The sequence below is a fragment of the Methylobacterium sp. NPDC080182 genome (assembly GCF_050281105.1).
Taxonomy (GTDB): Bacteria; Pseudomonadota; Alphaproteobacteria; order Rhizobiales; family Beijerinckiaceae; genus Methylobacterium.
On the sequence record NZ_JBNNWO010000002.1, the window covers coordinates 85,079 to 105,583 of the forward strand.

23 protein-coding genes and 1 pseudogene are annotated in these 20,505 nt (G+C 60.5%); 11 read left to right on the plus strand and 13 right to left on the minus strand.

Annotated features, from left to right (window positions below):
• Nucleotides 1-119: 119 nt before the first annotated feature.
• The gene (locus tag ACQKQD_RS03560; protein ID WP_427507492.1) at nucleotides 120-623 is read right to left on the minus strand and encodes a hypothetical protein; all 504 of its coding nucleotides are present in this window, start codon (nucleotides 621-623) and stop codon (nucleotides 120-122) included.
• 551 nt (nucleotides 624-1,174) lie between these two features.
• Complete coding sequence (locus ACQKQD_RS03565) at nucleotides 1,175-2,341, minus strand: matrixin family metalloprotease (protein WP_427507493.1); 1,167 nt, start codon at nucleotides 2,339-2,341, stop codon at nucleotides 1,175-1,177.
• 126 nt (nucleotides 2,342-2,467) lie between these two features.
• On the opposite strand from ACQKQD_RS03565, the pseudogene ACQKQD_RS03570 reads away from it, so the two are divergent.
• From ACQKQD_RS03570 to ACQKQD_RS03590, 5 genes and pseudogenes are all read left to right on the plus strand, one after another.
• A pseudogene (locus ACQKQD_RS03570) lies at nucleotides 2,468-2,882 on the plus strand (transposase); the annotation flags it as partial.
• A gap of 309 nt (nucleotides 2,883-3,191) precedes the next feature.
• Nucleotides 3,192-3,755: a P27 family phage terminase small subunit gene (locus ACQKQD_RS03575; RefSeq protein WP_427507494.1), complete on the plus strand. Its 564-nt coding sequence runs from the start codon at nucleotides 3,192-3,194 to the stop codon at nucleotides 3,753-3,755.
• Entirely contained in the window at nucleotides 3,752-5,812 is a 2,061-nt protein-coding gene (locus ACQKQD_RS03580) for a terminase large subunit domain-containing protein (RefSeq protein ID WP_427507763.1), read from the plus strand. The genes ACQKQD_RS03575 and ACQKQD_RS03580 overlap by 4 nt, the downstream gene beginning before the upstream one ends.
• Nucleotides 5,812-6,198, plus strand: a complete 387-nt coding sequence (locus tag ACQKQD_RS03585) for a hypothetical protein (protein ID WP_427507495.1) — start codon at nucleotides 5,812-5,814, stop codon at nucleotides 6,196-6,198. The genes ACQKQD_RS03580 and ACQKQD_RS03585 overlap by 1 nt, the downstream gene beginning before the upstream one ends.
• Nucleotides 6,199-6,780: 582 nt before the next feature.
• Entirely contained in the window at nucleotides 6,781-7,635 is an 855-nt protein-coding gene (locus ACQKQD_RS03590) for a class I SAM-dependent methyltransferase (RefSeq protein WP_427507496.1), read from the plus strand.
• Between the two features lie 162 nt (nucleotides 7,636-7,797).
• On the opposite strand, the gene ACQKQD_RS03595 is transcribed toward ACQKQD_RS03590, so the two are convergent.
• Entirely contained in the window at nucleotides 7,798-8,715 is a 918-nt protein-coding gene (locus ACQKQD_RS03595; RefSeq protein ID WP_427507497.1) for a hypothetical protein, read from the minus strand.
• A gap of 241 nt (nucleotides 8,716-8,956) precedes the next feature.
• Nucleotides 8,957-9,322, minus strand: a complete 366-nt coding sequence (locus ACQKQD_RS03600; protein WP_427507498.1) for a hypothetical protein — start codon at nucleotides 9,320-9,322, stop codon at nucleotides 8,957-8,959.
• Between the two features lie 1,038 nt (nucleotides 9,323-10,360).
• On the opposite strand from ACQKQD_RS03600, the gene ACQKQD_RS03605 reads away from it, so the two are divergent.
• Both ACQKQD_RS03605 and ACQKQD_RS03610 read left to right on the plus strand, forming a co-directional pair.
• A complete protein-coding gene (locus tag ACQKQD_RS03605) occupies nucleotides 10,361-10,867 on the plus strand; it encodes a helix-turn-helix domain-containing protein (RefSeq protein ID WP_427507499.1) in 507 nt (168 codons plus the stop codon).
• Nucleotides 10,868-10,869: 2 nt separating this feature from the next.
• Nucleotides 10,870-11,226, plus strand: coding sequence for a DUF3467 domain-containing protein (locus tag ACQKQD_RS03610; protein WP_427507500.1), 357 nt, complete (start codon nucleotides 10,870-10,872; stop codon nucleotides 11,224-11,226).
• 129 nt (nucleotides 11,227-11,355) lie between these two features.
• Here ACQKQD_RS03610 and ACQKQD_RS03615 read toward each other — a convergent pair whose 3' ends face one another.
• Both ACQKQD_RS03615 and ACQKQD_RS03620 read right to left on the minus strand, forming a co-directional pair.
• Nucleotides 11,356-11,625, minus strand: a complete 270-nt coding sequence (locus ACQKQD_RS03615) for a hypothetical protein (RefSeq protein WP_427507501.1) — start codon at nucleotides 11,623-11,625, stop codon at nucleotides 11,356-11,358.
• Between the two features lie 133 nt (nucleotides 11,626-11,758).
• The gene (locus tag ACQKQD_RS03620; RefSeq protein WP_427507502.1) at nucleotides 11,759-11,938 is read right to left on the minus strand and encodes a hypothetical protein; all 180 of its coding nucleotides are present in this window, start codon (nucleotides 11,936-11,938) and stop codon (nucleotides 11,759-11,761) included.
• Nucleotides 11,939-12,560: 622 nt separating this feature from the next.
• On the opposite strand from ACQKQD_RS03620, the gene ACQKQD_RS03625 reads away from it, so the two are divergent.
• Nucleotides 12,561-13,022 (plus strand): hypothetical protein, encoded by a 462-nt coding sequence (locus ACQKQD_RS03625; RefSeq protein WP_427507503.1) that lies wholly within the window; start codon nucleotides 12,561-12,563, stop codon nucleotides 13,020-13,022.
• A 283-nt stretch (nucleotides 13,023-13,305) separates the two neighbouring features.
• Here ACQKQD_RS03625 and ACQKQD_RS03630 read toward each other — a convergent pair whose 3' ends face one another.
• The 7 genes from ACQKQD_RS03630 to ACQKQD_RS03660 form a co-directional block, all read right to left on the minus strand.
• Entirely contained in the window at nucleotides 13,306-14,700 is a 1,395-nt protein-coding gene (locus ACQKQD_RS03630) for a peroxidase family protein (protein WP_427507504.1), read from the minus strand.
• 358 nt (nucleotides 14,701-15,058) lie between these two features.
• Nucleotides 15,059-15,277, minus strand: coding sequence for a hypothetical protein (locus ACQKQD_RS03635; protein WP_427507505.1), 219 nt, complete (start codon nucleotides 15,275-15,277; stop codon nucleotides 15,059-15,061).
• A gap of 206 nt (nucleotides 15,278-15,483) precedes the next feature.
• Nucleotides 15,484-15,684, minus strand: coding sequence for a hypothetical protein (locus ACQKQD_RS03640; RefSeq protein WP_427507506.1), 201 nt, complete (start codon nucleotides 15,682-15,684; stop codon nucleotides 15,484-15,486).
• Entirely contained in the window at nucleotides 15,681-15,863 is a 183-nt protein-coding gene (locus ACQKQD_RS03645) for a hypothetical protein (RefSeq protein ID WP_427507507.1), read from the minus strand. The genes ACQKQD_RS03640 and ACQKQD_RS03645 overlap by 4 nt, the downstream gene beginning before the upstream one ends.
• 202 nt (nucleotides 15,864-16,065) lie before the next feature.
• Entirely contained in the window at nucleotides 16,066-16,335 is a 270-nt protein-coding gene (locus tag ACQKQD_RS03650; protein WP_427507764.1) for an exonuclease domain-containing protein, read from the minus strand.
• Nucleotides 16,336-16,418: 83 nt separating this feature from the next.
• The gene (locus ACQKQD_RS03655; protein ID WP_427507508.1) at nucleotides 16,419-17,669 is read right to left on the minus strand and encodes a hypothetical protein; all 1,251 of its coding nucleotides are present in this window, start codon (nucleotides 17,667-17,669) and stop codon (nucleotides 16,419-16,421) included.
• Between the two features lie 704 nt (nucleotides 17,670-18,373).
• Entirely contained in the window at nucleotides 18,374-18,697 is a 324-nt protein-coding gene (locus tag ACQKQD_RS03660) for a hypothetical protein (RefSeq protein WP_427507509.1), read from the minus strand.
• Nucleotides 18,698-18,828: 131 nt separating this feature from the next.
• Here ACQKQD_RS03660 and ACQKQD_RS03665 point away from each other — a divergent pair, with 131 nt between their 5' ends.
• The 3 genes from ACQKQD_RS03665 to ACQKQD_RS03675 are packed head-to-tail and all read left to right on the plus strand — an operon-like array spanning nucleotide 18,829 to nucleotide 19,899.
• On the plus strand, nucleotides 18,829-19,200 hold the full coding sequence (locus tag ACQKQD_RS03665) for a hypothetical protein (protein WP_427507510.1): 372 nt from the start codon (nucleotides 18,829-18,831) through the stop codon (nucleotides 19,198-19,200).
• A 37-nt stretch (nucleotides 19,201-19,237) separates the two neighbouring features.
• Nucleotides 19,238-19,654 carry a hypothetical protein gene (locus ACQKQD_RS03670; RefSeq protein WP_427507511.1) on the plus strand — a complete coding sequence of 139 codons (417 nt, stop codon included), beginning with the start codon at nucleotides 19,238-19,240 and terminating at the stop codon, nucleotides 19,652-19,654.
• Between the two features lie 35 nt (nucleotides 19,655-19,689).
• Complete coding sequence (locus ACQKQD_RS03675) at nucleotides 19,690-19,899, plus strand: hypothetical protein (protein WP_427507512.1); 210 nt, start codon at nucleotides 19,690-19,692, stop codon at nucleotides 19,897-19,899.
• Nucleotides 19,900-20,505: the final 606 nt, after the last annotated feature.

The window sequence follows — 20,505 nt, forward strand, 5'->3', positions numbered from 1 at the left end:
TGAAAGCTGCAAGGCGTACTGATGGTAGAGCCACCATCATGGTTTCCCTTTCTGAGCCGGGCGCGACCACTCTGAGGCGCCCCGCCCGTCGAACAATAATCGCACGCTGAGATTGATTCTCAGATTTTAGGACAAATTTTCCCAGGTCCGATCTGGTCTTTCAGTACATCAGAAACAATGTAGTCGTAGTGTTTCTGATTGGCAATTGCTCGTTCACACATGATTGGGCTTGACCGAAACGCATCATGAAAAACGGAAATCCAACCTGCGATCTCGGTATTGGTCCAAATATCTTCCGATACTCCGTATATATTATCAATTAGCTCGAGCCGGACATCCGCCATCGCTATCACGCGGCTCCGCTTCAGAGGATCGGAGCCGTCGACCTGCTTGCCTTCGAAGAAATATGGATGCAGATCCGGCTCCTTAACGAAATACAGAAGATGATCTTTCCAATCAGCCTCTAGTTTCTGATCATTTGCCAATCTCAATGCTTCATTCTGCGAACTCCACTGCCAAACTGCTAATGCAACACCAACTAGCGTCGAAAGAGCGATTGCCGTTTTAATGTACTCAAGGATGAGCTTAATTTCTTCTCTGCGCTGCTCTCGATCTCCAGACATATTGCCCTCCGCAATATATGCGACACTCGGACGATAGTTATTCGCTCAATTGTCGAACCGCAGCAATGGCAACGCATGAGCGCCGAGCCGCGATGGCTGAGCCAACCAAAGATGCGCGGACAATTCAGCGCCGCTCCGCATAAGGAAGCCCTTCTGATCCTGGTCTTTCCTGATCCAGATCTTTCTCGACAATGTGGTGGCGCATGCCGTGCAAATGGCACCACTCTCGGCATCGCTCGGCTGTAGAGACGCCGTCTAGGATGGCTGAACGCAAGCTCGGTCACCGCCGACCCGGAAATGCCGGCCCTCGCTGCCCGCACCAATCGCACTGGCCGGGCATTCGGGCTGCCCGGTGGATCTGCCCGCTCCAGAAGCGGGGCGAGCTCGTCTGGGGGGCGCCTGCGGCACCATGTCCTTCAGGTGCCCCTCATGTCGCGTCCGATGTCGATCCGTCCACGTCTGCTCTCCATCCCACCCCTCCAATTGGAATTTGTGTTTGCTCCGAGGCAGATGGAGATGGTGGGCAGAAGACCGGAAACAGCCTCTCAGTCCTAGCTGATAAGGAGGCCCACGCCGTCCCGAGAATCTACGAAGTTGGTTCGGGTCGAGATCACGTAAGGCCGACCGGCGATCAGCTTGGTCTCGATCATCAGGTTGGCATCGGCGCCGGAATCGTCCTCCGAGATGTGATGGCGCGGCTCGCCGTCCCGCTCTTCGAAGACGACGACACGCATGTCGGACTGGCCGACCGTCTGGATGCGGTACACCCGCGTGTCCTCAGGCACGAACGTGAACGCCGCCTGCGCGCCAATCTCCGCCGGAAGCGCCTCCATGCGCATTACCTGAATGTTGCGCCGCCGGAGTGATGGATAGGCCTCGAGGATGACGGTCTTGTCGGAGCTGTCCAGGTTATACGTAGCCGCGATGCCCGTCGCATTGTACGGGGCGGGATGCCTGATCATAGCCGCCGTAAATTCGTAGTGCATGATCGACTGAGGCCGCCATGACGATCCCCGCAGGCTGATACCCTGCAATTTGTTCAAAATGTTGTGCTGAATTCCAGGGAGTTTCCAGTTATTCGGTTCGCCGCTGAAAACTCGAATTACTTCTTCCTCGTTCCAAACAATACCGGAGTTCGGATTCTGGTGCTCGTGCTCAAGACCGAGCGCGTGCCCGATCTCGTGCAAGGCTGTCGCCCGACCCCAACGCGTTCTCACATCCCAACCGAAATTCATTGTCCGGCCGAGATCCTCGTTGCGCAGGCAGTCCGTGCCTACGTACGACCAGCTCTCGTTGTTGTGGTAGTTGCCAATCTTGATCTCTGCATCACCGGGGCGTTCGACCTCGACGAAGTCAAGCCCGATGCCGACGCGTTTCCACTCTTGGAAGGCGTCTCGCACGACGTCCTTCTCAGTCTCGGACCAACTCCAACTCGGATTAGAAGCGCGCTCTACGAAGCAGTAGTGGAGCGTTGTCGTGCTGACCCACCGCTTGTTATTGGAGTAAATTGCGTAAGCTCGATCAGTTCGGATATCGGGCGGCAGAACAATTGGTGTAACGGGAGGCTGCGCACAGAAGCACCGATCCCCGGGCTTAGGCTCCGCAACAGCTGGATCATCTGCTACAATCCTAGGATTGCTCTTCTTTACGTTGGCAGCTCTGCTCTCTTTCGCCATAGCAATAAGCTCCAGTTGACGCCGAATATCCGAACGAATCATCGCGCGCGAGATGAGTATATCAAATAATATAAGCTTTCAGGACGACATGACAGCGCGAAATCGCTTTTGCTACAGTCTGTTTGACCTGAGGGTGCAGTCGCGCGTTTGCCTCTTTAGGATAGGCCGATGTGGACGGGTGGATCGCGAGATCTGCAAAGACGAGGGGCTTCGCTACCCGAGCGACCTGACGGATGCACAGTGGGCGACGATCACCCCGCTTCTGTCGGGCTACGACTCGTTGAAGGTGGACCTCCGGGAGATGGTCAACGGCAGCCTGTCTCTGGAGAAGATCGGCTGTCCGTGGTGCTATCTGCCAACGGACTTCGTGCCACGCCCGACGGTACGCACGTGGCACGACTGCTTCCGGGCTGACGGGCTGTGGTCGAAGATCGCCGCATTGATGACGCATGCCGTGCGGCAAAAGCGCGGATGCGAGCCCGAACCCTCCACCGGCATCCTCGGCTAGCAGAGTGTCACTGGCGGACCACAGGCGGGGCCGCGCGGCACGGACGGCAACAAGAAGGTGCGCGGCATCAATCGCAGAGATCAACCCTGGCGCGCATGGTACGGTCTCAAGCGTTGGAGGGTGCTGAGAGCCGCCCAACTGACCCGCCAGCCCCTGTGCGAGAGGTGCAATGGGCGAGGCGTCCTGACCCCCGCCACCGTGTGCCACCACGTCGTGCCGCACCGAGGAGATGAGGTGCTGTTCTGGTCTGGCCCGTTCGCTTCGTCATGCTCTGATTGCCACGACAGCGATGAGAAGCGGATCGAGAACGGCGGGAAGGCCAGACCAGTCGTCGCCGAGGATGGATGGCCTGTCGACGGGTAGGGGCGGGTCAAAAGTCGTGGAGTGGGGGAGCAGCAACCGCATGGGAAGCCCCGCCCGAAACTCCGCAGGTTTCCAGCAAAAATCCGGATTCTGACCATGGGCGCCCGTGGACCACGCAAGAAGCTGGCTGAGCAGGATCGTCTCGACGGCAATCCCGGCAAGCGCGCCTTCATCGACCCGGGCGTCAGCGCGCTCGGCGACGTGTTCGTGCCGGAGCACCTTCACGAGGATGCGCAGGCCTGCATCGAGGTGATCCGCGGCTCGATGCCGCCGAAGGTCTACGCTGCCCTCGACAGCTTCCTCCTCTCCGGCTTCGCCACCGCCTGGACCGTCCACAAGCGGGCCGCGCACGAGGTCAGCAACCCCGAGTTCCCGTGGACCGTGGTCAACGGAGCCGGCAGCCTCGCGAAGAACCCATGGCTGAACATCTTGAGCGGCGCGCTGCGCGACATGATGGCGGCGGGCGACCGCCTCGGGCTCGACCCCAAGGCGCGCGCCGCGCTCAAGCTCCCCGCGGAGCAGCCGGCAAGCAAGTTCTCCGGCCTGATCGGGCAGCGCGGGTCATCGCGTTCGTTGAATGCCTGACCGTCCCGAGCGGTGAGGGTCAGGGCGGCCGGTTCAAGCTTCGGCCCTGGCAGAAACGCTTCATCCGGGACGTCTACGAGCCGCACGGCCTCGACGGGAAGCGGCGGGTCCGGCGCGCCATCCTGTCGATCGCCCGGAAGAACGGGAAGACGGCGCTCATCGCCGCGCTGGTGCTGGTGCACCTCGTGGGCCCGGAGGCGATCCAGAACGGCGAGATCTACTCGGCGGCCAACGACCGGGAGCAAGCCGCCCAGGTGTTCAAGGTCGCCGCGCAGATCGTGCGGGCGGATCCCGAGCTGTCCGGCCTGTGCCGTGTCGTGGATTCGACGAAGCATATCGCCTGCTACGGCAACGGGAGCTTCTACAAGGCCATGTCGGCCGAGGCCGGCACGAAGCACGGCCTGAACCCATCGCTGGTGATCTTCGACGAGCTCGCCCAGGCGCGGAATCGCGAGCTGTACGACGTCCTCGATACCTCGATGGGTGCCCGGGCCGAGCCGCTGTTCGTCACGATCAGCACGCAGAGCAACGACCCAGAGCACATCCTGTCGAAGCTGATCGACGACGGGCTGAGCAACGTGGACCCGACGATCGTCTGCCACCTGTACGCGGTGCCGGAGGACACGCCGGACGCGGAGATCTACGACGAGAAGACGTGGCGCCTCGCGAACCCGGCGCTCGGTGACTTCCGGTCTCTGGACGACATGCGCACGCTGGCCGCCAAGGCGCAGCGCATGCCGGCCGAGGAGCCGAAGTTCCGCAACCTCTACCTCAATCAGCGGGTCGCGCCGGTCTCGTCTCTGCTTACCCGGGCGGAATGGACCGCCTGCGCGGGGGCAGCCGAGATCGAAGACGGCGAGGATGTCTACCTCGCCCTCGACATGTCGGCGATCGTAGACCTCTCGGCGCTGGTGATGGGCACGGCCGGCGACCGCACGCGGATCCGCCCGTTTCTGTGGAAGCCGGCCGACCTGCTGGCCGAGCACAGCCGGCGCGACTTCGGTGCCGGGCATATGCGCTACGCCGAGTGGGCGAAGGCCGGCCAGCTGCTGACCTCGCCCGGCCGTTCGATCGATCCGGCGGTGATCGCGCTGCACGTCGCCGGCCTCGTCGACCGCTACAACGTGCTCGGGCTGGCCTACGACCGGTGGCGCATCGCCGACCTGAGGCGCGAGTTCGACCGGATCGGGCTCGCCACCTACGTCGACGGCGAGAAGGGCAGCGGCCTTCGGCTGGTCCCATGGGGCCAGGGCTTCAAGGACATGGCGCCGGCGGTCGATGCGCTGGAGTTCGGCATCATCGAGCGCAAGCTGGAGCACCCGGAACGTCGTGACGAAGTACAACAACGAGAGCGGCGAGAAGCCCCCGGTGATCGAGGAAGGGGCCGACATCAACATCACCGACGACAAGGGCAACCCGATCGGCAACACCGGCTTCACGGTCAACCACGTCCGGGACGTCTACACCCCGACCGTGACCCGCGAGACCGGCTCCCCGACGGCGGTCACCGCCAGCGCGGACTTCCGCCGGTTCGGTCGCGAGATCCTCGGCATCCGCCTCGACATCAAGGTCACGGGCGGCTCGGGCTACATCCGGGTCGCCCTGCCGTGTTCGAGTGGTGCATGGCGACGATGATGGTCCTCATCGCCATCACGCTGATCATGCCGGGCGACACGATGGAGCGGGCGGCGTTGAAGCCGATCGCCGAGATGGGCGCCAGCGAGGAGAACATGGCCCTGTTCTTCGGCGCCGTGGGCGTGCTGCGTGCCATGGCGCTCTACCTGAACGGCCACATCAACAACGTCGTGGTCGGACTGAAGGGGGCCTACATCCGCGCCGTTTGCGCGGCCGCCGGCTGCTTCATCATGGGGCAGCTCACGGGCGCGCTGGTGTTCGAGGCGTTCAAGGGGCCGGACGCGCCGAGCTTCGTGATCCCGGTGTTCGGGACGCTGGCCGGGTTTGAGGCGCTGTCCGTCTACATCGCCGCGCTCGACGGGGTGTCTCGCAAGACCCGGCTCGGTAAGGCTCTGGACCAGTTGGAGAGGGTGGTTGGTTGATGGATGCGTTCCTGACGTTCCTGGCCAACATCGTTGCGACCCAGCAGTTCTTCCAGGTGTGTGTCGGAGCCTGCACCATGTGGCTCGTCGGGTGGATGGTCACCCGCGGCCGCAGCGATAAAGACGCCCTGCCGGCGCCAGCCTCCGGGACAATCGCTGACGTGCCGGTCGTGCCGTTCACTGGCGGTCCACGCGACACGCTCGACATGCTGCGGGAGCTCCGCGACATGGCGCGCCGCCGCACCGAGGACAGCGGCCACATCAGGGAGTGCGTCCGGATCATCCGCGAGGAGACGAAGAAGCAGACGGAGCTCCTGCAGGAGATCGCCGAGGATCAGCGCATTGAGCATCGCCTGAACGCTGAACGCCAGCACCGTCATCCGTGACATGGGCGCCTGTCGAGCAGGACCTCGGCCTCGTCTGGGCCCTGGTCGCCCTCATGGTCGGCCTGATCCTTGGCGGCTGGGTCGCGGACCGGCAGCGGCCGCCGCGCGGCTAACCGGAACCGCGCCGTCTCCCGCGCGTGGACCAAGCCTCGACATTCCCCGAAGAGACCACCTTCAGCCCCGCCGGCGCCCGCCGTGCGGGTTTTTTCATGCGCTCTGCTCTGTGGCGCGGCGGCACCGCAGCAGGTCTGGCGCGGGCGCCCCATGGTTCACCGAAGGTCGATGCGCTGCGAACCGGATCGCTTCCAGGTTGTGGTAGAATGCCGCCCGGCGCCGCGCGCGACTGCGTGTTGCCGGTGTCCTTGGAAACATTCGGAAATAATGCGTATAGATTGCTGCGGATGTGATCAGTCCGTGTCCACAACTTGGTTTATCTGGAGTTTTCGCTACGTCGGCCGGAAGTATATTCAGACATTAGAATGTATAAATACGCACATATTACGTTCTGATATTTGATTAATTGCCGGAACGCATGCTAATGCCCCCGCCCTGTGATTTGCCGGCGGGCGGGCTCAATCGATAATGAACCAAGCAAGCGACAAGACACCACAGCCCACAATCGAAATGTTCAGCGGCGCTCATACGTTGGTGCCATACTACACCAATGGGCGGGTGCTCATGCCTGGATACCAAAATCCGGGCCTAGCTGTGCCGCTCGACGGCGACTATGTTGTCAAGACTGACCTGAATAGATCGCCATATCCCTGGCTGCGCGAGCGTATGGAGCGCAAGAGCAGGCAGTTCACGACCTTCGCCAGCGACATGAAGCAGTTCGCCGATTTCTCCGACGTGCGGGATCGCGACGTTGACGGCCGGACCCCATACCTGCCGAACGGCTACTTCAGCTACGGCGACGCGCTGGCCTTGACGACCATCCTCGCCACTCGCAAGCCTGCCCGCTATGTCGAGATCGGCAGCGGCAACAGCACGAAATTCGCACGTCGAGCAATCGGCAAGTACGGGCTGAACACCAAGATCGAGTGCATCGATCCCAACCCGCGTTCGAGCGTCCGCGAGATCGCCGATAAGTGGGTTCCCGAGGGCCTTCTCGATGTTGACCCGTCCTACTTCCAGTCGCTGGAAGATGGCGACGTGCTGATGCTGGACGGCAGCCACCTTCTGTTCCACGGCAGCGACACGACGCACTTCTTCCTCAGGATTTATCCCCTCCTGAAGTCCGGCGTCATCGTGCACGTGCACGACATTCATCTGCCGTATGAGTACCCTGAGGTTTGCGACCGGCTGTTCTGGAACGAGCAGTACATCCTCGCGATGTTGTTCTACTACAAGCCGATCTCTGACATCATTGCCCCCATCAAGTTCATGCATCACGAGGGAATGTGCGAAGAGGGCGCGAGCTTCTGGTTCGAGGTCTAGCGGGGTCCGGACCGGAAGCCGCCGCCCTGGCGCGCCGGCCCCTTCCCGGCATACGCTCGGCGGCGCACGCAATGACGGGCTGGACATGAGCGACACGGCATTCACCTCGAACCGCCCGGCTCCGGCCGCGGCGGTTTTTTCACGCCCGGTCCCGAACCTGCGCTACGCCAGTCCGGCCGCCTCTCGCAGATGGTTCAGCGCCCGGACGTAGCCGACGCGCGCTGGCCGGCGGCTCGCCAATCGGACCCGGACCAGACCGGCCAGCTTTTTCGGACCCTCTCCTGCCGGGTAGAGGTGGTCCGGGTCCCCGAAATCCTCCCAGGCGAAAGCGGAGTCTGCGAAGGCCTCGACGAGCTGAACCCGCCCCCGAGCGCAGAGGGCCCGAAGCTTGTCGAACAGCGGTGCGCCGTGCGGCAGCGCGGCCAGGTAGTCCGAGCGCATGGGCGGGACGACGACCACGACCTCGTCCCCTCGGCGCTTCGCGAGGGCGATGATCGCTGCGAGATGCGGGAGCTGGTCGGCCCGCTGGTGCTGAACCTCGCTCATGGCGACGTGCCGCGAGACGCGACGCGCGAGCGCATCTGGGGCTTCCGAGAAGAAGTCACGGGCGTTCGAGCGGATGAAGCCCCGATCGAGCACGGCCGGCGGCGATAGGGACTGATGCGGCCAGCGGGCGTTCAGGTCTATCGACCAGAGCAGGTCGTCCAGATCCTCATCCCACCGAACACCGAACGCCCGGCGCAGGAAGACGCATCGCGCATGATCGGAGCTCCGTGAGCAGTCAAAGCCGTAGGAGAACAGCGAGTAAAAGACGATGACGCGGCGCAACTGACGATTCCGACGCGCCGCCCATGCGTACATGGACGCGCTCTGCCGGATATCCTGACTCGCCGTGCCGAGGTTGAAGCTTCCGTCGAGGTGATCCGGATCGAAGCCGTACTCGCCATGTGACGAACCGACGATGACCGTGTCGATCTCGTCGCGGCTGTCCATGAAGGCATCCCGCTTCGCCTCCAGATTGGCGAAATAGGCGTTGGGGTCGAACGGAAGGCTGAGCGGCGGTTTGATGTGCTGCGACATGGCTGGGGCTGCGGAGCCCATGCCGGGCCGGAACCGCAACCATATCTAGAGCCGTGCGCCGGGTCTATAATCTGAGCTGTGATCGCTTTGAGCGTCGCGCGTCGGACCCTCAGATCTGGGCTCCCGCCTCGCTCGGACCTGCGCCACTATCGGCGCGGCACCTACGCTCCTCTGGATTGCAGCCCCGCCAGCACCGCCGCGCGGGGCTTTTTCGCATTCGGCACTATTCTCCAGATGCACCCTAATTGCAGGTCAACTTCCTGCCTTCGGCCATCCCGACCTTCCGGTAGTGTTCCAGACCGGACTTGATCGCCCGGCCTATGACCGCTCGGCGCACGTCTGGATTGCAGCGCAGATACTCCTCCTCGTTGAAAGCGTAGTCGCCACGCCCGCCCCGCGAGCCTCGGTCATAGTCCCGATCGTAGTCGCGGCGGTCGCGGTCGCCATAGCCCCGATCACCATAGCCCCGATCTCCGTAGCCTCGGTCGCGGGGTCCGTAGTCGCCGCGATCGTAGCCGTAGTCGCGCCCGCCGTATGGCTGTGCGAAGGCCGGAGCGGCTCCGCCGAGTAGCGCCAAGCCAAGGACGGTCGCTGAGATCACCTTCATGTCGTGCTCTCCGTTGTTGCGGTGCGTGAACGCTTTCAACGGCAGGCGGTTCGATTTGCCAGGGCGGGCGTCGAATCCTCGCTTTCAGCGTCACTACCGATGGGGGGCTTGTCTTTCCTTGCTCCTCACCCACTCTCAGTTGCAGGTTTGGTGGGATTCCTCCCTTGTCGATGCCGAGCCTGAGAAGCCCGCCCGGTCAGCCGGCGCGGGCTTTTTCGTGCCCGGAATCCCGGCCCGGGACGCGCGCGCTGCCAACCCCGCACGGCCCGGTAACCGCAGCCGGCCATCCTATCCGCGAGCCAAGTTGCGTATCGGCTCGGCTCACACGCTGGTGAGATCAGGCGCTCCCCCGCCCCGTGAGCAGATCGGGCCGGGGCTGAGCGGCAGCGAACCGTCTCATAGTCTCCAAGATTTGCTACTCACCGCTTGATCCATCCCAGAAGGTGTGGTTGCCGGTCACCGACCTATCCCTAGATGCATCTCGCTCAAGAACCTCGTCGCGAACGGAGGGGAACTCCCCACCGGCGATCTTGCGCTCTGCCGGATTGATTTATATGTCAATAGGCCAGTTTCTGGTAGGCCACTTGAGAACAGGAGCGTTGGCACCCGTCCCACATTCCCTCAGCCTACCAGCAGCGCGGGAGGTTTACGCCACGCCGTCCGTTCGCGAGATGCTCGATGGAATGTCAGCTGATCGCAGGAAGCTGAACCGTCATGTACGAGCTCGAGCCCACGTCGACACTTTCACGGAGGGATTACGGATCCCAGTTCGATGGCCACCATCACGGTCGGCAGAAGGTCATACTGCACTGTTAGATCGGCGAGATGAAGAAGTTTGGGAGATGAGAGCGAGAGACCCTAGCCCTGGGATTAGGATTTTTGGACGTTTTTTAGCTAAGGACAAATTTGCAGCACTTATATGGGCATATAAAGAGGAATGCATAACAGACGAGGAATACGCGTACTACAAATCTCAATGCTCTCGCGAATGGGGCGGTCTATTCGCAACGTTGCAGCCATATATAGGTCAGATCGCACATGACTACGTTACCAACTGCGTGGTTATCGAGTCTTGATCCACGGGACGACGCCACTATTCCGCAAGTTTGTCTTGTTTATTTGCAAGAACGCCTCAGAAGCCGTGTCTACGACGCTGTGATGATGGAATTTGAAAAAGCGTCGATCGAAAATGCGCTGACTCAGGCGAAGTTAGCGAGGCGTTTGGGCAGACGCCCCGAGCAGATAACGAGATGGCTCTCTTCGCCCGGGAACTGGACACTTGACACTATAAGCAACTTGTTAGCTGCTATTAATGGCAAAGAACTTGTTGCTGAAACTAAATACATACCGGGAATCGATACACAAAAGCTGTTCGAAAGCTCGATTTTAAGTGTCAACCTGTCAGAATTTTCTTCTAGCGCGCAGATCGAATACGATTTGACAGGCTTCGAAAAAGACGTCTGGTTTCAAATTTCCAGTTTTTCGGATCAGACCTATAGTATCGCGCCCCCCACCTTCTCTGAAGACGCAGAAATGGAGATATAAAAATGGCAGAACAACAGCTCGTCAGGTCGCCAAATTTCCAAGATATTTATAGCAACAGCACCACGCTGTCGATATCGCCATACGATGCGACGCTCGCTTTCGCCAGGATGGGAAATTTTGGGCCCAGCCGCACTTTGGAAGAGCTTGTACACGTTAGGGTTTCGCCGCAACAGTTGAAGTATCTTGCGCAAAATCTGTCTACTGCCGTAGAAGCCTGGGAGGCTGAGTTTGGAAAGATTGAAACCGTTGGCCGGAAAGGTCCAAGCCTCGAGCAAATGCGCAAGGGTCTTAGTTCGCTCAAGCCGACTCCAAAACCGGTAGATGCAGAACAAGACGCGACAAAGACTGGAAACAAGTAATATTTACCGCAGATGACGTCGTGCAAAATTAGTTCCTGGCGCGACCAGATCGAGCGCCTGTCCGAGCACGCCTCGCCGTGCTGATTGATGCTGCTCAGGCCGAGCGAGACGGGGCTAGTGCCGTCTGCCCTAGATCGGGCGAGCGACTTGGAGCGCGGATCTGATTGCCGCCCGCCGGCTGCCGGCCTTGGCCGTCGGCTCTTTGAAGGTCGCTGTCGCATGCCGATCGGCCTTCACGGCCGCCGTGAGATCGACGACGCAGCCGGGGGCAAGTTCGAAGGCGCCGATCTTCGGATTGGCGATAAATGCCTCGATCGCGACATCGAGTTGAGACCGCGTGATCATTCCGGCGTGAAGAAGATCGCCAACGGTCTCCAGCTGCGATCTCGACGAAGCCACTGCGCATCCTGCTTGATCTGAAGGCTCGGCCAACCGATCAGACCGCTTTTGGTTCGCCGCCTCATGTCTGATCGGTTTCGAAACCCTTAAGTGGCACCCCGGGTCAGACCTGGCAGATCGCGGCCAAAGGGCGCTAGCTCTCATCGTCGTTCACGGCAGCAATGGCCTGCTCGCGTCGGTGGATCTCCTCTACCAGGGCGTAGAGCAGCATGCGCGAAGCCGTCTGCATCTCTTGCGAGCCGTGGCGGAGGATCTCTTCGTGGTTGGAGATGCAGGCCTCTGCCATTGCCTCGAAATCGTCCCCTGCCGTCATCGCTCGCCCCCAGTGCGCAGACGGAACTGGCTCCCTAAGATTCAATTTCTAAGTGATTAATGTGTGGCAGTTTATCGCACCTAGGTAGAGCCTATGAGAGCAGGCAGGGCATCCCTTCGACCGCTGGGTTGGTCGACGCCTTCGTGTCGTAGGATCTGACGTTGGTGGTCATGAGCGAGGCAGATCAAGGACCTATGGGCCCCGCCCCAAGCGGCGAGCTTCTCAGTCGCATCGCAGCTGCACTTGACGTTCAGCCTGATGCGCTTCTGAGCGACCAGTCTCTGGAGATTGAAGCTCGTGATGCTTGTGAGCTGCTGCGGCTTTGGCATGGGCTCAACGTACCCGCGAACCGCCAAAAGCTACTGGCATTCGCTCGCACGCTCTCACTGAGCGAGAGCGCCAAGTGACCTGCAATGCTGCAAGCAAGATTTCGGCTGCACCCAGGTTGAGCGGCCTGCTCTGATCCAACCGCGATTCCCCCGCAAACCGATGGCCTGACAAAGGGAATCGGCGGCCATTCACATTCGTCCACCGGGCGCGAAGATCGTCGGCGCGGGCACCTTGAAGGCAGCGCCGGCCTCAGGCTTGTTCCGTGTTCGTTCGCGAGCGGAGGGCCACCAGAATGGGGCGCCTGGGGGATGCGGGGCCGGGTCGGGTGTATGTCGACTGCGCGACCTGCAAGCGCTCGGGCCGCTACACGATCGCCAGCCTGATCGATCGGTACGGGGCCGACATCTCGACGCTCGACCTACTGCGGCACCTGACGGCCTCGTGCCGTTACCAGCGCGCGCCAGGGGCGCCGCCCGCGCGGAAGTACGAGCACCTCTGCCTCGCCGCGATCACGCTGCCGCCGCCAGCCAAGCAGATCCCGCCGGTGCCGCCGGGCACCCCCTACACGGTCGAGATCTGGCGCGAGACCGGCGGCAACGTCGAGCTGCACCTCGCGACGATCTACCCGCTGTCGATGGCCAAGGCGGCGTTCGATGCAGCCTGCCTGGAATGGCCGACGCACGAGGTCACGCTGCGAGATCGGGCGCGGATCATCGAGAGGCGGGAGCGGCGGCCGCGGCGCGCCACCGGGTGACGTTCCGGCGCAACTCGCTGACCGCGAGACCGTCAGCCTCCAGGCGCACCAGCGCGCGGGCAGCGTGCGTGCCATGCTCCCAGCCGGTTATACCGGCGCGCTCGGCAATCCCGGTGGCGGTGGACGGCTCGCACGTCAGCGCCGCCAGCACGCGCGGGCGGATGTCAGGGCGCGGCCGTTTTTGTGTTCATTTGCGTCATTTAGAGATAATACGCGTCCACACACCTTCGAGATTGAGGGCTAGTGCTCATCGGCAGTTGAGCCTCCGAGATGTTTCGGCGCCTCAGAGATCGAAGCTAACTTTATCAAGCTTGGCCTCGTCGCAGTTTCGCTTGACTAGGTCCATCAATCCTCCATGGTTCTGGATGTGTTTCCATCCCCAGGGTGAGTAGGTATCCGCGCAGTGGACTTCGCTCGCGAGCACAGGGTTCGTGAGGATATGGGTGAACGCGTCGTAGGCGACCATGCGAGTTAGGGTCTCCGGCATGGTCTCACCGTCTCCGCGCTTTTCCGCAAAGAGGCCGATCATGAACTCGACCTCGTCCATCGACCGGTAGACCTCCTTCAAGGCGTCTGCGACTGTCTGGTTCTCCGCAAATTCATCGATAGTCTTGTAACGCCCTAGCTCGAAGCGCTCGCGGTAGTCGTTGAAGGACCGCAGACCAAAATCCCGAGACCATTTGAGACTACGTGCGTCCGCCTTCTCCAGAAAGCTCGGAGAGTTAAACAATCCAATGTGACCCGCGGGCTGGCGCGAGGCGGCGTCGAGGATGGCCTCAATGCCGTGCGTCTCAATGAGCTGGTTGTTAAAGCGGTACTCGCTGTGCGGAAGGTCCGCCCCAAGGAAGCGGAAGGTGTTGGGCACCAGCGGGTGCCAGCGGTAGAGCAAGTTAAATTCGATGGAGATCCGGTTGGTCCGGTACCAGCGCTTGCTCTCCGCGAAAGTCCTGTCGAGGGTGAAGGGGAAGACGCCGCCGATGTGGCGGATGTAGTCGTTGACGACGATGTCGAGTACCTGCCGGATGTTGATGAGCCGCGCCGTCTCAAAGAGACGGTTGTCATCCCAGCTCGGATATGCCTTGGCCAGCTCCCCTGCGAGCCGGTTGTGCTCACGCAGAAACAGGACGTTAAATACTGAGTAGGCCACGGTGGAGCCGCCGCGGTCGAGCCCAAGAGCGTAGACGTTCGCCTGACGCATGGGATCGGTCAGGGCTCCTGGTAACGATTGCTCGATGGCCTCCACCCATACGTCCAAGCGGCCTCCCCGGAGGTACGACAGGCCTGTCTCACGGATCGGGTCAGGATCATAGAACTGGGGATCGACCGAGCCGTTCTTAAACAGAAGCGGCGGCAGGTCGCGTCCGTCAGGCCCCTTGCGGGCTTTCATCCGACCGCCCTGCCCGTCCCGGAGTGCCCAGGTCGACGGTTCGTCGAGGCCGTAGAGCTGGCACAGGTCAATTTCGTGGTTAGACGTGTTGCGCCTTGGATCCAGTGGATGAGTGCGCAGAAAGCTATCAGTGAACCACTGCGCAAAGAAGGTAAACAGGAACGACGAGCGCTTGCTGTCGACCTGCGTCTGGGGGCGCTTCAGCAGCGCAAGGACCTGGGCCTCGGGCGGGTAGGGCCGCTGCTTCGGATCGTGCGGGCCGAGATGCCGACCGCTGAAGGTCCGATCCACGAGACTTGGCCAGGATGTGTAGCTCTCCGGAGCCGAGACAGGATCAGGCTTAGTATCGGTGTTGGGCTGCGTCGCAGGCGTTCGGGCCACGACTGGTGTGTAAGGCTTGCTGGGTGTCCACAGGGAGAACCGATGAGGTCTTGCCGGCGTTCGCGACGCAAAATAATCGATAATCATACGGTTGACCGCTGGTATAGCGCCCGGAACGAAGGAGCCAATCTTAACGAGCGACCCGCTGTAACCGGTCACAACGCCGGCTACGGAAGAAATAAACTTTTCGAACACCGGACCAACCTCCAGCCTAACGCCAGACTGGGTCCGGCTTTTCAATAAACGATCGCGCAATATCGGTAATTGGTCAATCAATTTTCTTCGGGTCTATGGGATTATTTTGCGTGCAATCTAATTTCCAAGTGGCCCAGATATTGAGCTTGGCAGCCACCATGCTGATCACAGAATGAGGAGGCGCTTCAACATGAGGGCGCGCGGTATCCAGAGCCGGAACCTCGTGACCCCGTAACCAAACCTGGGAATAGACTGCCACATTCGGCTGTTTCAGGTCGTGAGTGGGTGCCACGGTGGTATCTGCTTCTATCAACTCCCACCCGGAAGCAGACCGGCAGAAATCCACCCGTATCGGCCGGCTCGGAACTTCCGGACTGGGGCACCAGAGAACGGCAGTGTTAGCGGTCGAGTTCGTCGCCGATCGGCACCGCCGCGACGCCGGCGGCCCGCGGCGCGGTCACCGCCTCCACGATCGGGTCGGCGTCGTCGTCCATGCCGCTAACCCAGCGCGATCAGCATCCAGGTGCGGGCTTTGGCCATCAGGTCGCCGTCCCCGGCTGACGGTCCGGATGCGATCACGCGGGCGATGATGTTGCGCGCGTCCGCGCCGCTCATCCCAATTCCCTGCACGAAGCCGCTCAGCCGCTCCATCAGGCGGTCGACGGTCGCCGTGGGGTCGGGATCGGTGTCGCCGCTCATCCCTCCACCGGGTGCGCCAGAAGGATCGCGGTCCGGACCATGTTGCGCTTCCAGGCCGCCATGTCGGTGGTGAGCGCCTCGGCCGCGCGGGTGTTCGTGCGGAGCATCCCGACGAGGTCGAGGGTCCAGCCGTTCGCGAGGGGGTAGGGCTTCGGTCGCCAGATCCGCGAGCACCGCATCGACCGCGGCGTCGATCTCCTGGTCGGTGACCTCGGCCGCCTTGCGCAGTTCTGCGACGTTCGGTGCTTCTTTCGCCATGGCGGCGGCCTATTGCAGCCGGCCGGGCGAGTCCATCACACCGAGTTGCACGGTCAAATCGAGAAGATCGCCGCCGGCCGGGGCGCGGGCAGCCGCGTCAACTCGGCGTTGAGGAAGCCGACGTCAGACGGCGCGCTGTGGTAGACCCAGCGCGGCATCGCCGATGAATACCAGCAACTCGGGGACGATCGCGGCAAACAGCAGCTTATCGGTTAGGAACGCGTTTGTCAGCCCATGCACCACGAATGCGTCCAGATGCACGGCCATCTGCGGGTTGCTGTAGCGGTGGAAGGTGCTTCCGATGAGCGCGTGGCTCACCAGCTCGACTCCGCCAACTTCGACGATGCGGTCGACATTCGCATCGATGCTGAGGGTTTCGGCATCGAAGACGATCTCGTGCGTCCCACGACTTCATATCACTCGTTTATTCGTTCCGCCTACCGCGCTACAGAGACGTCCGAGCGCGATTGGCACGTTCACCACGTTTGTGTAAGAAATTTTGTATATGGATCTTCGGCAATCTCGCGAGCAGTATTGATAAATTCCGCCTGTGTCATGCCAAGTTTTTTTGGGATGCTGCACAATATTGCCACGCAGATGCAAGCTTTAGCGCTGGAGAGATCAGAAGTGCAGAAATCATCGTCTTTAATGTTTGTGATGATGTCCCCAGTTTCAGGATTGAGGCGGTAATTTAATTTCGCCGCGACTAAATCCTCTATAAATAAGTTGATTTCTACGGCTCCGCGCAATCCAATCAATCTTAGATTGTCCAACTTATCTCCCATATAAATCCAAACTAAAGCTTGGCCGACAATATCAGAGATATACGCGAAAGGAAGATGCGTTCTCATTGTCAATTGTATCGGATCGCAGTATGCTAGTTGCGCAATTGTGTTAATATCAGCATCACCTATCCGCTCAGCCGTAGTTTGATCGACTCCTGAGAGGCGCGTTACTTTTTCGGATGCCATGTCGCTCACAGCTTCTAATCCAAGCTGCTTGTTCGAAAGACGCTGCAAAGCGGTTTGAACTGATTGCAGCGGAAAGGCACCAACCGCGAATGATATGAAAGGACCTACTTCGTCTTTCACGAGCGATCCAAATGCGTAGCCAATAGGTATGGCTATGCTAAGCCTAATAGTATTACCTAAAATATCGGACGCGGACAAATTCCGGCGCGCGACCCTCAATATTATGTCCCATGAAACAAAAGCATAGGAACCAGCTGCGGCAGCGCAAGCTGTCAGCGGTACATTGAGATATGGATTTTCTAACAATATCCCATTGTACTTGTGGAGCATTGCTTCGCCAGTCGATCCAATCACATACGCGTTGATGGATGCAACGAAAATGAATATAGCTGAGGGGAATACAAGGTACTTCCTTCCGTACCAATTGTTGTAAAATTCATCAAATAGTTGCTTGGCATTTCCTGTGTCGACTTTCTTTTTCTGAAAAACTTCAAAATATGCTTGAGCAGCATCGCTATTGATAGCGGAAAGTATATCGTCTGCTTTTCTTTTCCATCCGTGTATAAAATAGATAAGCAAAGGATAAGCGGCGATAGTCGTAAGAATGACTGTTATGCATACTTTCAGCATGGGAATGTGGACAATTGTCAAATAAAACGCCACTGCAACAATTAAGGCAATTATTATAACTATCTCGAATCTTCTCTTCAATAAATCATCCAAATCACCCCAAAAAAAGCTCTCGCGCATTCTCATGTTGGCGGCCCACGATCGTATGAAAGCAATGGATTGTAACTTCCGCTTCTAGTGCCGGCAAGTGCAAGCTACACGGAGATTGATAATGGGCCCCTGGATTCCTAGCTTTGAAGCTGGCAGGGCGAACTCTCGAAGTTTCCCTTCGCCCATTCCGCGGCGGACGGCGCGGCGTGGCGGGTCAAGCTACGCCCGTCGGCGTTGATCGGCGTTTTGCAGTTGTGTCGCGGGCCGTATGGTGCACAGAGACCGGTTGCGTTCCTGGCGGCTGTCAAGATGCCGTCAGCGGTAACGATATTTTTATAGATCGACGACATTACCCGCCTGTTGATCGCTCTATCGCAAGCCGAATCTTAGCTGGAAGATGGCAAGCCCGAGCCGTAGCGGCGTCGGCATCGCAGACGGGTAGGCCTGGTGCCGCATCTCCTGCAAGTAGAGGAGATACGAGCGAAGAGCCGCAAGCTTAAGGCCGCGGATCGGCGCGGACGGTTCGAATGCCATAGCCATTCGGCTCTGCAGTTTGTCCGTCGTCGAGCTCATGGAGCCGACTCGCGGAGCGAGAGCATCAGATTGCCGTCCGTCAGCGTCTCGCCGTCGATCAAGCAGTAAGGCAGGCGGCCGGTCCAGAGCTCGACTGTGTGGCCACGGGCTGGAGGCGTTGCAACGGCTTTGCGAATCGAATCGTGGCCATCGCTCATAAGGCGAGGCTACCGCGGGCAGGGGAGGGGGCTAGTCACGCAAAAGTGGTTGCGCACCGACTGATTGCCGCCAACCACGGCTGCACCAAACGCTTTGATGGCGGCCGCCGGATCCACGTCCATCATCGCCTGCGCGACCCGTTCAAAATCCTTCGGCTGGACGCAGATCACGGCTTCCGCAGTACCCTTTCCGGCTGTAAATCGGACGCTGAAATCGACCGATGCGGGCGTGAGCTCAGGACCATAGCCCACCTTCATCCATGCCTCGTTCCCACTGTGAACGATGCCGCCTGAGTGTGTTCTGCGAAGCGATTTCAGGTTCATGGCTTCCATCCATTCTCGGATTTTGGCTGCGACTTTTCTGTTATCCGAAGGGCTGAGCGGTTGTGCGCATCAAGCCTAAGCCGAGTTGGTCTCACGTCGAGCAACACTTTCTAGCCAACCCGATCGGAGACACGGACAGCATGGCGCACGATGTGGACGGCTTCGATGTCAGCTACACCAGCCGAACGAGCTGGAAGGCGCATGTAAGCCGCAACGGCTCCGTCGTCGCTACGGCTCCGGTCACGTGGACGAAAGGCACGCGGAAGGATCCGGCGACCGGAAAGTGGTTTCAGCAGGTTTGGTTTCAGAATGCGGGCGAACTTGCAGCCGTGAATGGCAGCACAGACGCCTTTTTAGTAGCCGTGGCCGAGGCACACGACTACGCGACGCACCCCCATGCCTTCAAGCACTTCAATTGCATCTACGAAGTGCGGCCGACCGGCAAGCAGGTTGATCAGCACAGCATTGAATGCGAGGTTTTGCGCCGGGTGACAAAGGCCAGCGCAATTTAGCTCCGTCTTCTAGCAAAGTCGCGTCGCAGGCATCTCCATGTTTGGATTCTTCAAGCGCAAGCCCGGCACGCTCACCCTTATGGCGCAGGCCATTGACGATGCCCGCGAGCACGCAAGCGGCGCCATTCAAGGGGAGTCGGCGCTGTTCGTCGACGACGTGTTCAACGCCGTCGAGCGCATCATTGGCGACCATCGTGCTCGCGTGGACAAGTCGTTAGCGGACGGAATGACGCCGTACAGCCTTGCGGTGCTTCTGGCGCACAACCACTGCCTCAGCGAGCTTCAGACCGGGCGGCACATGGTTTATCGAGGCGTGACGAATATGGAGGGGGCAGGCTACCTCGCTATTTTCAGCTGGTCGTCGAATCGGATGGCTGAGATCGGGAACCGTACCGCCGACGAGGCTTCCTCGGAGCAATCCGAGGTCCGCGCTATGCTCAGAGAGGTCGGATAACCTCTGCTGGGTCGCGAAGCGAAAGGACGCGTCCCATGGACGATGACGTGTACGACCGGATCGTTGACCCCGATGGACAACCGCCATGGCTCCATCTCCTGCCGCCTCAAGGCAAGGCATGGCGAGCCAACGAGATCCTGAGGGGCCGCAACCCGGATCCATATCTCGAGGGGCAGCTTCGCAAGTCAGGCGAATGGCCGCCTGGAGCGAGCAAACTGACCCCCGTGCCCGAGGTCGATTCGTGAAGAAGTGGAGGGAGCAGCCGGTGGGACCTCAACGTCAAAAAACCCAATGATCCCGTGGGCGGATTTCGGGTCCCACTCCGACCTAAGCTGTTGATGCATCAGGCTCGGCGCGGTCCCCTTGGGAGCGCCAGCGCGCTGGCAGTCACCAGAATCTGCGAACTTTCTCCAAGAGACCTGATCGCGCGGAAAGTCCGGCTCGTTCCGTGGGCGCTCCGCGCCCTCGAGGCACGCGCGTCGTCCAGCCGCTGAGCTTCTTTACAGGCGATGGTTTGCGCCGGCCCTGTCGCGACCTTCCGGGGGCTGGGAAGCTCCGGCGGGACGGGGCCGGGTGTCCCGCCTCACCAGAACCAGATGGCGCGTCCGGCCACCGCGTAGATGACGAACCAGAGGCCGATGGCGAGGACGATAGACGCCACGACAAGGGCCGGATGAGGCCTCCTGCGGGTGCGGCCGGTACGAGCGGGGGCGATCTGATCCATGAGCGAGGCGGAAGCATCTCCGGCCGAACGCATGCCCGAAGGCTGCTCGCCCGGGGCGCTCGGGGCCCCGTGGATGCGGTCGGCGATAACGGTGCCTTACGACCAACATCCGCCGTCGCTGTCCTCA